General features: G+C 64.2%; 9 protein-coding genes. 2 read left to right on the top strand and 7 right to left on the bottom strand.

Annotation, left to right across the window (positions count from 1 at the left end; genetic code table 11):
- Positions 1-102: 102 nt before the first annotated feature.
- The 6 genes from accC to QXZ85_RS21055 form a co-directional block, all read right to left on the bottom strand.
- Positions 103-1,452, bottom strand: coding sequence for an acetyl-CoA carboxylase biotin carboxylase subunit (gene accC, locus QXZ85_RS21080; protein WP_315703723.1), 1,350 nt, complete (start codon positions 1,450-1,452; stop codon positions 103-105).
- 76 nt (positions 1,453-1,528) lie between these two features.
- Positions 1,529-2,008, bottom strand: a complete 480-nt coding sequence (accB, locus tag QXZ85_RS21075; protein ID WP_315703724.1) for an acetyl-CoA carboxylase biotin carboxyl carrier protein — start codon at positions 2,006-2,008, stop codon at positions 1,529-1,531.
- A 47-nt stretch (positions 2,009-2,055) separates the two neighbouring features.
- Entirely contained in the window at positions 2,056-2,535 is a 480-nt protein-coding gene (gene aroQ, locus QXZ85_RS21070) for a type II 3-dehydroquinate dehydratase (protein ID WP_316174831.1), read from the bottom strand.
- 246 nt (positions 2,536-2,781) lie between these two features.
- On the bottom strand, positions 2,782-3,594 hold the full coding sequence (locus QXZ85_RS21065; protein WP_315703725.1) for a DUF1236 domain-containing protein: 813 nt from the start codon (positions 3,592-3,594) through the stop codon (positions 2,782-2,784).
- A 242-nt stretch (positions 3,595-3,836) separates the two neighbouring features.
- Positions 3,837-4,598: a DsbA family protein gene (locus tag QXZ85_RS21060; RefSeq protein ID WP_315703726.1), complete on the bottom strand. Its 762-nt coding sequence runs from the start codon at positions 4,596-4,598 to the stop codon at positions 3,837-3,839.
- Positions 4,599-4,694: 96 nt separating this feature from the next.
- On the bottom strand, positions 4,695-6,101 hold the full coding sequence (locus tag QXZ85_RS21055; RefSeq protein WP_315703727.1) for a M48 family metalloprotease: 1,407 nt from the start codon (positions 6,099-6,101) through the stop codon (positions 4,695-4,697).
- 154 nt (positions 6,102-6,255) lie between these two features.
- On the opposite strand from QXZ85_RS21055, the gene QXZ85_RS21050 reads away from it, so the two are divergent.
- Together QXZ85_RS21050 and dctA are read left to right on the top strand one after the other, a co-directional pair.
- Positions 6,256-7,455 carry a pyridoxal phosphate-dependent aminotransferase gene (locus QXZ85_RS21050; RefSeq protein WP_315703728.1) on the top strand — a complete coding sequence of 400 codons (1,200 nt, stop codon included), beginning with the start codon at positions 6,256-6,258 and terminating at the stop codon, positions 7,453-7,455.
- 132 nt (positions 7,456-7,587) lie between these two features.
- Complete coding sequence (dctA, locus tag QXZ85_RS21045; RefSeq protein ID WP_315703729.1) at positions 7,588-8,925, top strand: C4-dicarboxylate transporter DctA; 1,338 nt, start codon at positions 7,588-7,590, stop codon at positions 8,923-8,925.
- A gap of 88 nt (positions 8,926-9,013) precedes the next feature.
- On the opposite strand, the gene QXZ85_RS21040 is transcribed toward dctA, so the two are convergent.
- Entirely contained in the window at positions 9,014-12,208 is a 3,195-nt protein-coding gene (locus tag QXZ85_RS21040) for an Rne/Rng family ribonuclease (RefSeq protein WP_315764874.1), read from the bottom strand.
- Positions 12,209-12,259 lie beyond the last annotated feature (51 nt).

Genomic DNA, 12,259 nt, shown 5'->3' with positions numbered 1-12,259 from the left:
TCCACGGAAAAATTGATGGCCCCCGCGGGGAACGTTCCCCGAGCCAAAACGCTGATGTGCTGATTTGGTTCCGTGGCGGCCTTTAGAAAAGAGCGGAGCGCCTCAATCCGCCTTCTGCCCCGCGAGATACTGCTCGAGCCAATGGATGTGGTAGTCGCCGTCGATGATCGCCGGCTCGCGCACCAGCGCGCGGAACAGCGGCAGCGTCGTCTCGACGCCTTCGACGACCATTTCGTCCAGCGCGCGCCGCAACCGCATCAGGCATTCGACACGGGTCTTGCCGTGCACGATCAGCTTGCCGACCAGCGAGTCGTAGAAGGGCGGGATCACGTAGCCCTGGTAGACGGCGGAATCGATCCGGACGCCGAGGCCGCCGGGTGGGTGATATTGCTGGATCTTGCCGGGCGATGGACGGAAGGTGACCGGGTTCTCGGCATTCACGCGGCATTCGATCGAATGGCCGTTGATGACGACCTCGTCCTGGGTCATCGGCAGATCGCCGCCGGCGGCGATGCGAATCTGCTCCAGCACGAGATCGATTCCGGTGATCATCTCGGTGACGGGATGCTCGACCTGGATGCGGGTGTTCATCTCGATGAAATAGAATTCGCCGTCCTCGTAGAGGAATTCGACGGTGCCGACGCCGAGATATTTCAGCTCCTGCATCGCCTTCGCGACCGTCTCGCCGATCTTGGCTCGGCCTGCCGCGTCCAGTGCGGGCGAGGGGCCTTCTTCCCAGACCTTCTGATGGCGGCGCTGCAGCGAGCAGTCGCGCTCGCCAAGATGGATGGCACCACCGCGGCCATCGCCGAGGACTTGGATTTCGATATGCCGCGGCTTCTGCAGATATTTTTCCAGATAGACCGAGGCGTCGCCGAAGGCCGATCTGGCCTCGTTGGCGGCGGTGGTCAGCGCGAGCGCAAGATCGGCCTCGGTGTGCGCGACCTTCATGCCGCGACCGCCGCCGCCGGCTGCCGCCTTCACCAGCACCGGAAAGCCGATCTCCTTGGCGATCGCCATCGCATCCTGATCGGGCGCGACCGCGCCGTCCGAGCCCGGCACCACGGGAATGCCAAGGCGCTTGGCCGTCTTCTTGGCCTCGATCTTGTCGCCCATCAGGCGGATGTGCTCGGCCTTGGGGCCGATGAAGTGCAGGTTGTGCTCGGCGAGAATTTCCGCAAAACGTGCATTTTCGGACAGGAAGCCGTAGCCCGGATGCACTGCGTCGGCGCCGGTGATCTCGCAGGCGGCCAGCAGCGCCGGAACGTTGAGATAGCTGTCCTTCGAGGGCGGCGGTCCGATGCAGACGCTCTCATCGGCGAGCCGCACATGCATGGCATCAGCGTCGGCGGTCGAATGCACCGCGACGGTGGAGATGCCGAGCTCCTTGCAAGCCCGCAGAATGCGAAGGGCGATTTCGCCGCGATTGGCGATCAGAATCTTGTCGAACATGTTGCCTCGATGGGCGAGTGGCGAATAGCGAGCAGGGAATGAACAACTTCGCTATTCGCCCGTTCGCTCTTCGCTCCTATTCAATGATCACCAGCGGCTCGCCGAACTCGACCGGCTGGCCATCCTCGACCAGGATCTGCGTCACAGTCCCCGCGCGCGGGGAGGGGATCTGGTTCATCGTTTTCATGGCTTCGATGATCATCAAGGTCTGGCCGACCGTGACCTTGGCCCCGACCTCGACGAATGGCTTGGCGCCGGGCTCGGGTGCCCAATAGGCGGTGCCGACCATCGGCGACGGAACCACACCGGGATGTTTCGACAGATCGGCGCCGGCCGCAGCCGCCGCGACGACGACCGGCACGCCGGCCGCAGCGGCGGTCACGGCCGAGGGGACGGCCGCCGCCACGGTCACGTTGCGTGCCACGCGGACGCGCAATCCCGCGCGTTCAAGCTCGATCTCGGTCAGGCTGGTTTCGTCGAGCAAGGCCGCGAGTTCGCGGATCAGCTCGCTGTCGTCGGATTTCATCGGTGTCTTGTCATTGGGCTGGCGCGCCATGATGGTGATCCAAAACTCTTCTTGCTGTTCTGCCGGGCGGAAAGGCCTTAGGCCGTTGCCTTGTTGGTATTTCCGGCGCCAATTCTCTCGGCAAGCCCGGCGATGGCCAATCGATAGCCGTCGATGCCGAACCCGCAAACGGATGCAAACGCCGCCTTCGCGGTGAAAGAATGGTGCCGGAAGCTCTCGCGGGCGTGGATGTTGCTGATATGCACCTCCACGGCGGGGATTTTGACCGCCATCAACGCGTCGTGCAACGCGATCGAGGTGTGAGAATAGGCGCCCGCATTGATGATGATGCCGACCGCCTGCTTGGCCCGGGCCTCCTGGATGCAGTCGACCAGCACACCCTCATGGTTCGACTGGCGACACTCCGCGGTCAGGCCGTACGCCGCCGCCGTGTCGATGCACAGCTTCTCGACGTCGGCGAGGGTTGCATGGCCATAGGTTTCCGGCTCGCGGGTGCCCAACAGGTTAAGGTTGGGTCCGTTGAGAACGTAGATCGTCTGCTGAGGGGCTTCGGCCATCCCAATCCCGGCAATGTGGCGGCAGGTGGCCGGGGTTATATGTAACAAAACTGCGAAGGGGAAGCCTTTCGCAGGGCAGGATGTTACCCCAGATCGCTCAACCGGCTTATAAAAACGTGCGCCGAAGCTGTGGAAATCGCAGGTTAACCACCATGACGGCGCTGCAGCGGAAAAGCGATGAGCCCAGCCACGAAAATGGGCGGGCATTGCTGCCCGCCCTCTGTCTCTTCACGCGCCGGGTCGCAATCAGGCGTCCAGAACCGCGACGATCTCGTAGGTGTTCGGATCGATGACGACGATCCGGTCATGGACCACGATGAAGTCAAATCCGCGCCATTCCGGGTAGATGCTCACGACTTCCGTCGGAAGCGGACGGAAGTGGATGTCGCGCGGCACGCGTGTGCCGACGGAGACCGAGAAGTTGACGTTGTTCAGCGACTCGACGTGCTGGCTGCGGATCACGCTCGAGATCTTGGTGCGCTGCTCAGTCGAGAGCTTGGCGCCGGCGCCCGCCTGGCCGGTGGTGACCTGCGAACGATCGGTGCCGGTCTTGGTCTGCGCGTTCATGTTGGCGCCGCTGCCACCCTCTCGGCTCTGCGCGTTCATGTTGGTGCCGCTGGCGCCCTCTCGGCTTTGCGCGTTCATATTGGTGCCGCTACGGCCCTCGCGATTCTCAGCGTTGCTGGTGCCGGTCTTGCTGTCGCGGCCTTCAGCCTTCATCTCCTTGGAGCCGCCCTTGGTCTCGTTCTCCGAGCTCATGCTCTTCGACTTCTGACCACGCATGTTGTCTTCGGCATGCTGCCCCTTGGCGCTGCCCTTCTGCTCGGACTGGCTCGACTTCATCTCCTTGGAGCCGCCCGCGGACGGGGATGTGCCGTCGCGGTTCATTGTAGCGCTGCCACTCGAGCCGGGGCCCGACGTCGTGCCACCCGTCGCGCCGCCCTGCATTGCAGCACCACTGGATTCGTGGCCACCGGTGCCCGCGCCCTGCGCGTGCGCAAATCCGGCACCGGCGATCAGCGCGATCGCCGCAACGGATACCATCAAGCGATTAGTCATTCTCAATCCTCCTCGTGTTATCGGCATTGCCCGCGCCGACAACTGCAGGAGATTGGAGATGTTCCGTACGCTGCGATTGGTTCCAGGATTTTGTTGTCGCTCGCGGCTTTCTGAACGGATGCTCAGCTTGCTGAACACAAGATGACCGCACGATCATCAGCCGTACAAACAACAAGGGCCGGTTGCTTCAACCGACCCTTGCGAGTGTTAGTTGGCTCGACGTGAGATAGCAGGCGCTTCAATCAGCAAGTTGCCTTGCCGCAGCGGGCGTTGCTGATCTTCTCCTTGAGGCCCTCGAGTCCGACGGCACCGATCACGACCTTGTTGCCGATGACGTAGCTCGGCGTGCCGTTCATCCCCATGTCCTCGGCGAGCTTGAAATTCTCCTCGATCGTCGCCTTGGCTTCCGGGCCTGCCATGTCCTTCTCGATCTTGTTCATGTCGAGGCCGAGGTCCTTGGCCACCGCGAGCGCGTGCGCCTTGTCGGCAGGGCCGCGGCCGCCCAACAGCTTCTGGTGGAAGTCGAGATATTTCTGCGGCGCCTGCATCCGCACGGCGACGGCGACCTGCGCCGCCTCGACGGAGCCCTGGCTCAGCACCGGGAATTCTTTCAGCACCACCTTCAACTTGCTGTCGCTCTTCAAGAGGTCGAGCATGTCGGCCATGGCGCGTTTACAGTAGCCGCAATTGTAGTCGAAGAATTCGACGAAGGTGACGTCGCCGTCCTTGTTGCCGAGCACGACGCCGCGCGGCGAATTGAAGATCGCATCCGCGTTCTTGGCGATGCTCGCCTCATGCTTGGCGGCTTCCGCGGCAGCCTGGCGCTTGCCGAGTTCGGTCATCGACTCTTCCAGGACTTCGGGATGCGAAACCAGATAGTTCTTGATGATGGTCTCGATCTCGCCGCGCTGAGCGTCGGAAAAGCTCTCTGCAGACACCGCCTGCGGCGCGGCACACAACGAAAGCGCGACCAGCGCAGGGAAGAGGGGGCGGAGTGACGACATGTACGTGGCTCTCTGGGTCAAAACGATCGTGTCCTTATCGTTGGTCGTGGTCGGGTCTGCAAGGCGAGACTATACCGAGATTTGTAACCGAGATTTCTATTCGCCTTTTTGGCCGGGAAGCGGCTTTGTCGAAACGATGTCGTCGGCCTTCACCCAGCCGGGCGAGCCGACTGCAAACCGCGTCTTGGCGCGCGAGGCGAGCTCGCGTGCCGTCTTGTTGTCGCCGCGCAGGAAGGCTGCTTGTGCCGATGCGAGATCAGCTTCCGCATAATCGCCCTTGCGGCCATAGGCCATCGCGAGCTGGCTGTAGCCGAGCGGCGCTTCGGTTTCGCGCGACACCGCGGCGCGCAGGATCGTGATCGCTTCGTCGGTGTAGGCCTTATTATCCGTGGCAACCAAAGCCTGCCCAAGTAACATCTCGATGAGCGGAGCATGGCCCGAGAGCTGGACCGCCTTGCGCAGCGGCGCGATGGCCTCGGCCGGCCGGCCGCCCTCGAGGAGGGCCTGACCCCGCACCTCGTAGAAATAGGGATTGTTCGGCTGGACCTGGATCAGGGTGTCGATCTGGGCGAGGGCGCTGCGCAGGTCGCCGTGCAGGTAGGTCGAAATGGCCCGGGCATAGCGCGCCGGTAGGCTGTTGTCGGTCTGCGGGTAGCGCCGGGCGACGGTGTCGGGCCGCTCCATGAAGGCCGAGATCTTGGCGCGGACCATGTCGTGGCGGAGCTGGAGCGCGGGATCGTCCTTCTTGTCCCAATACGGGCTCTGCCGGGCCAGCCCCTCGAGGGCCTCGACACGATCGGCCGGCATCGGGTGGGACTGCAGATAGGGATCGGCGCCTCGCGCTGCGAACAGGCTCTCGCTGGTGAAACGCTTGAAGGTCTCGTACATGCCCTTCGGCGATTGGGCGGTCGCGGTCAGAAACTTGACGCCGGCGCGGTCGGCGTTTTCCTCCTGTTGGCGCTGGTAGGACAGCAGCGAACGCCGGATCATCTCGCCGGGGCCGGCGAGGGCTGCGGCACCGGCATTGGCGAGCCCGTTGCCGGCACCGCCGCGTGCGCCCATCGCAAGCGCACCGGCGCCGAGCACGGTGGCGATGATCATCTGGGTCTGCGCGTTCGCCAGTTGCTGGCGCAGCTTGGCAAGATGGCCGCCGGCCAGATGGCCGGTTTCGTGGGCCAAGACGCCGATCAGCTGGTTCGGCGTCTCCGACTGCATGATCGCGCCGTAATTGACGAAGATGCGGCGGCCGTCGGCAACGAACGCATTGAAGGACGCGTCGTTGATGATGACCATCTGAATGTTCTGCTTCTCAAGCCCCGCAACGCGAAGAATCGGGCGCGTATATTCGCGCAGCAGTGCCTCGGTCTCGGTGTCGCGCAGGATCGGCGGGCCCTTGCCCTGCTGGGCGGCGGCAGGCATCACGGTTACGAGCGCCATCGCGCCGGCGACCACGGCGGAGATCAGGCCGGAAAGGTTCTTGCGAAGCACGATACGGAGCAACATCAGGCGATCTTTGCAATTGGCGCGGGGCTCGATACGGGCTATTGCCCACCAAACCGCGGAATGCGGCTCAACTGCGGCGCAAAACACCTGTCCCGGCACGCGCCGCCAGGTTGAGAAGCCGGGTCAGAACAGCCGGGGTCAATAGCAGATATCCATGGGCGACGCGACACTCACGAGACAAATGGAACAGCGGATTGCCGGCTTGCTGACGCCTTCGCGCCGCAGCGAGGTTCCGCCGTTCATGGTGATGGATGTGATGGCGGCGGCCGCGCGGATCGAGGCCGCCGGCGGCCATGTCATCCACATGGAGGTCGGCCAGCCGGCCGCACCGGCGCCCCGGGCAGCGATCGCCGCTGCCCATACCGCGCTGGAAACGGCGCGGATCGACTATACCTCGGCCCTGGGGATCAGTTCGCTGCGGGAGCGGATCGCGCGGCATTATCGCGAGACCTATGGCTGCGCGGTCGATCCGGCCAGGATCGTGATCACCACGGGATCGTCGGCCGCATTCATCCTGGCATTTCTCGCCATGTTCGAGCCGGGCGACCGTGTCGCGGTGACGGTGCCGGGCTATCCGCCCTATCGCCACATCCTGACTGCGCTCGGCTGCGAGCCGGTGCTGATCGAGACCACAAGCGAGACGCGCCATGCGCTGACCGGCGAGGCACTGCTTGCGGCGCACCGCAAAACGCCATTGAAAGGCGTTCTCGTCGCCAGTCCGGCCAATCCTACCGGTACGATGATGTCGCGCGAGGCTTTGGGGGGCGTGATTGGCGCTGCCCACGATGCCGGCATCCGCTTCATCTCCGACGAGATCTATCACGGGTTGGACTATGCATTTCCCGCGGTGACCGCGGCCGAACTCTCGCCCGATGCGCTCGTCATCAATTCGTTCTCGAAGTACTTTTGCATGACGGGATGGCGGATCGGCTGGATGGTGGTGCCGGACACGCTGGTCCGCCCGATCGAGCGGTTGCAGCAGAATCTCGCGATTTCCGTGCCGACACTGTCGCAGATCGCGGCCGAAGCCGCGTTTGATGGCCGGACCGAGATGGACGCCATCAAACATGGCTATCAGGAGAATCGCCGGATCCTGATCGAGGGGCTTCCGAAGGCGGGACTGACGAAGTTTCTGCCGGCCGACGGCGCGTTCTACCTCTATGCCGACGTCTCCGGCTTCACCTCCGACAGCTTCGAATTCACCAAACGAATGCTGGAGGAAATCCACGTTGCGGCGACGCCGGGGGTCGATTTCGACCCCATTCATGGCCGCAGCTTCGTGCGTTTTTCCTATGCACGATCGGCTGACGACATGCGGGAAGCCGTGGCGCGGATCGCGCGCTGGCTGGCCTAGCCCTCCAGCGACGGTAGCTCGCTGCACCTCCTCGGCCATTGACTCCGGCCTGACAATTTGCGTGAGGTGGAATGAACGAGGGCTGGCGGAAGCCAGCCTGGATGAAGCTCACGGAAGGGAGAACGAAGCGTTATGGGGGCAGTTACGGGAACCGCAGCGCAGGCTGCGCCGCAGCTGGCGGCGAAGAAGCCCTGGTACAGGATACTCTATGTCCAGGTCTTGATTGCCATTGTCATTGGTGTTGTGGTCGGTTGGTTATGGCCTAATGTCGCCACCAACGAGTGGGTCAAGGCCCTCGGCGACGGCTTCATCAAGCTGATCAAGATGGTGATCGCGCCGATCATCTTCTGTACGGTGGTCTCGGGTATTGCGCACATCCAGAGCGCGAGCAAGGTCGGTCGGGTCGGCATCAAGGCGCTGGTCTATTTCGAGATCGTCTCTACCTTCGCGCTCGTCCTCGGCCTGATCGTTGGCAATCTGGCTCCGATCGGGCACGGCCTTGCCGCCAAGCCGGATGCTGCCGCTGTGGCCAAGTATGTGACGCAGGCGGAGTCCCAGAAGACCGTCGACTTTATCCTCAACATCATCCCCGACAGCGTCGTCGGCGCGCTTGCCCGTGGCGACATCCTTCAGGTGCTGTTGTTCGCGATCCTATTCGGCTTTGCGCTGATGGCGCTCGGCGAGCGCGGCCACCGCCTGCGCGACGTGATCGACGACGCCGCGCACGCGGTGTTCGGCGTGATCGCAATCGTGATGAAGGCCGCGCCGCTCGGCGCCTTCGGTGCGATGGCCTATACGATCGGCAAATTCGGTCCGGCAGCGCTCGGCAACCTGATCGGCCTGATCGCGCTGTTCTATATCACCGCCGCCTTGTTCGTGGTGATCGTGCTTGGGCTGATCGCGCGCTTCATCGGTTTCAGCATTTTCAAGTTCATCGTCTATATCAAGGACGAGCTCCTGATCGTGCTCGGCACGAGCTCATCCGAAAGCGCGCTGCCGCAGCTGATGGAGAAGCTGGAGCGGCTCGGCTGCTCGAAGCCGGTGGTCGGCCTGGTGGTGCCGACCGGCTATTCCTTCAACCTCGACGGCACCAACATCTACATGACGCTGGCGACTCTGTTCATCGCCCAGGCGCTCGGCGTCGACCTGAGCTTCGGCCAGCAGCTGACCATCCTGGTCGTTGCGATGCTCACGTCCAAGGGGGCGAGCGGCGTCACCGGTGCGGGGTTCATTACGCTTGCGGCCACGCTGTCCGTCGTCAGCCCGGCGCTCGTTCCGGGCATGGCGATCGTGTTCTCGATCGACAAGTTCATGAGCGAGGTGCGCGCGCTGACCAACATCACCGGCAACGGCATCGCCGCGGTGTTCGTGTCGTGGTGGGAAGGCGAGCTCGACCATGAGCGCCTCCTGAAGCGTCTGAACCAGGAGATCGATCCCTCGGACGTCGAGACCGCGGTTACCACCGGCTAAGCTCTGCTCTGTTCAGGACTGCACGAAAAAACGCCCGGCCAATGGCCGGGCGTTTTGCTTGCCAGGAATTCTCAGTCGGGCCGCTTGGTTACTGTCCGCCCCCGAACCTCCGCGACCACCAGCCGACACGGCGTGGCGCAGGTGTCTCCGTCGCGGCTTCCGGTGCCGGCGCCTCCGCGGCAGGTGCAGGAGCGGCTTCGGGCGGCGCGCTCGCGCCGGCATCGACGATCGGAGCAGGGGACTCCTGCTTCGGTTCGGCGAGGAAGCTGACCTTTTCGCGCACGGTCGAGCGCCGCGGCGCCTTCTCGGATTCGGTCTTCTGCGGCTCGGCCTTCTCCGGCTCCGACGCGACCGGCTGCTCGGCAGGCTCGGTCGCGGCCGGGCGGATCTCCGCCGTTACGGCGGCAGAGATCGGTTCGGCGCCCGGCTCCTGGGGCAAGCTCGAGCCGTTGCCGTCGAAATCTGCGACCGCACCTTCGACCTCGGAGGCAACGGGCGGGTTGAGCTCGTCGGCAATCGAGGCTGCGAGTCCATCGTCGCCACCGCGCCGGCGTCGCCCACCGCGCCGTCCGCGGCGCCGCGGCCGACGTTCGCCGCCGGGCTGATCGCCCTGCGCCTCGCCCTGGGCGAAAGCGGGCAGCTCGTCGGCTTCCTCGTCGTCGGCTTCGGAATCTTCGGCCGTCAGCTCCGCGGTCTGGCCGGCCTCGAGCGGATGCACCGCGACGGTGCCCTCGTCGGACTGGGTCTCTTCGCGCGGCGCCTCGCCGCCTCCGCGGCCACGCCGGCGCCGGCGCCGACGGCGCCGCGTTCCTTCGCCAGCAGCGGCGTCACCGGCGGCCGCCTCGTCGGACAGTCCTTCGGTCTCATCCGTCTCAACCTCGGATTCGGTCTCGATATCGAACGGCTCGTCCTCATCGTAGACCTCATCCACGACCATCGGCGCGGAGGCCTGCGCCGCGACAAGCGCCTTGGCCGCTTCGAGCGTATGCACCTGCTCGCCACGATCGATGATGAATGACTGCTGCCCGCTCACGGTGGGATCCGCGATGATCGAGAGCGTGACCTTGAAGGTGTTCTCCAGGTCGCGCAAATGACCGCGCTTATGGTTCAGCACATACAGCGCGACTTCGGTGCGCGTGCGGACCACCAGATTGTGGGTCGCGCCCTTCATCAGGGCTTCTTCGAGGCTGCGCAAGAGCTGCAGCGCGACCGACGACACCGATCGCACATGGCCGGTGCCGCCGCAATGCGTGCAGGGCTCGGTCGAACTCTCCAGCACGCTGGCGCGGATGCGCTGGCGCGACATTTCCAGCAGGCCGAAATGAGAGATGCGGCCGACCTGGATTCGCGCTCGGTCCTGCCGCAGGCAGTCTGACAGCTTGCGCTCGACCGCGCGGTTGTTGCGCTTCTCATCCATGTCGATGAAGTCGATGACGATCAGGCCGGCGAGGTCGCGCAGCCGCAGCTGCCGGGCGACTTCCTCGGCGGCCTCGAGATTCGTCTTGAGCGCGGTATCTTCGATGTGATGTTCGCGGGTGGCGCGGCCGGAGTTGACGTCGATCGAGACCAGCGCCTCGGTCTGATTGATGACGATATAGCCGCCGGAGCGCAGCTGCACGGTCGGCGTGAACATCGCATCCAGCTGGCTTTCGACTCCCATGCGGGAGAACAGCGGCTGGCCGTCGCGATACTGCTTCACCGCCCGCACATTGGACGGCATCAGCATCTTCATGAAGTCGTGCGCCTCGTGATAGCCGGCCTCGCCAGCCACGAGGATGTCGTCGATGTCCTTGTTGTAGAGATCGCGCAAGGAGCGCTTGATCAGCGAGCCTTCCTCGTAGACCAGCGTCGGCGCCTGCGACTTCAGGGTCATGTCGCGGACGGTTTCCCATAGCCGCAGCAGGTACTCGAAGTCGCGCTTGATCTCCGGCTTGGTCCGGTTGGCGCCTGCGGTGCGCAGGATGACGCCCATGCCCTCTGGCACGTCGAGATCCTGCACGACCTCCTTCAGGCGTGAACGATCCTGCGCCGAGGTGATCTTGCGGCTGATGCCGCCGCCCCGCGCGGTGTTGGGCATCAGCACCGCGTAACGGCCGGCCAGCGACAGATATGTCGTCAGCGCCGCACCCTTGTTGCCACGCTCTTCCTTGACCACCTGGACCAGCATCACCTGCCGGCGCTTGATCACTTCTTGAATCTTGTACTGCCGGCGCGGTCGGAAGGTGCGTTCCGGCACCTCTTCCAGCACGTCGTCGCCGCCGACGGACTCGACGAGTTCTTCCTCGGCTTCTTCGCCGTCCTCTTCCTCGTCGTCATGATCATGGGCCGCGCCATTCTCGTCCTGCGGAACGATGGTGACGCCGCTACCCTCGTGCTCGGTCACCAGTTCGGCATCGGCCGGAGCGACCTCATCGGCGTGCTCGTCATGGTCGTGAAGGTCGGTGTGCTCCACGTCGCGCGCGCGTTCAGTTTCGCCCTCGTAATGCTCGGTCCCGGGAGCGGTCGGAAGGTCCTCAGACGGGACGACGGGGACTTCGGAAGACGCCTCTGCCTCGGCGTGTTCGGCGGCGTCCGCCGCTGCCACAGGCGAGAGATCGTCACGATCGTCATCATGACGGTCGTCATCGGGATGATCATCATCGTGATGGTGATCGTCATCGGCATGATGGTCGGTCGCGGGTGCCTCGTGGGGCTGGGCTTCGCTGAAGCCATGAGCCTGCGCGCTATCGGAGTCGTCGTCGCCGTAGCTCTCGTCATGGGGGCCGAAGTCGCCAGGTGAGCCCTGCGCCTCGTACCCCTCGGGCTCAAATCCCGCGGCCTCGTGCGCATGCGATTCGAGATCATGGCCTTCGGTCTGCGGCAGCCCTGACGCCGTGTCGGCTCCTTCGATGATCTCGCTCTGAACGCGCTCACCGCTGCCGCGCCGCCGCGAACTGCGGTGGCGATTGCGTCGCCGGCTGGCCCGGTTCTCGTTTTCCTCCTCGGCCTCGCGATGCGCGCGCTCTTCCGCTTCGATCAGCGCTTGCCGATCGGCGACCGGGATCTGGTAATAATCGGGATGGATTTCGCTGAATGCGAGAAAGCCGTGGCGATTGCCGCCATACTCGACGAAAGCGGCCTGCAGCGAGGGTTCGACCCGCGTGACCTTGGCGAGATAGATATTGCCGCGCAGCTGCTTGCGTTGGGCAGTCTCGAAATCAAACTCCTCGACGCGGTTGCCGCGGACGACGACCACCCGGGTCTCTTCCGGGTGGGTAGCATCGATCAACATCTTGTTGGGCATATTGGAACTCTTGAAGGCGACGGACGCGGTTGGCCGCGAGCGCGTGGCGCG

The organism is Bradyrhizobium sp. SZCCHNGR1005, assembly GCF_032489995.1.
Classification (GTDB): Bacteria; Pseudomonadota; Alphaproteobacteria; order Rhizobiales; family Xanthobacteraceae; genus Bradyrhizobium.
Note: the sequence above shows the minus strand (reverse complement) of the source record. Positions and strands in the feature narration are given on the sequence as shown.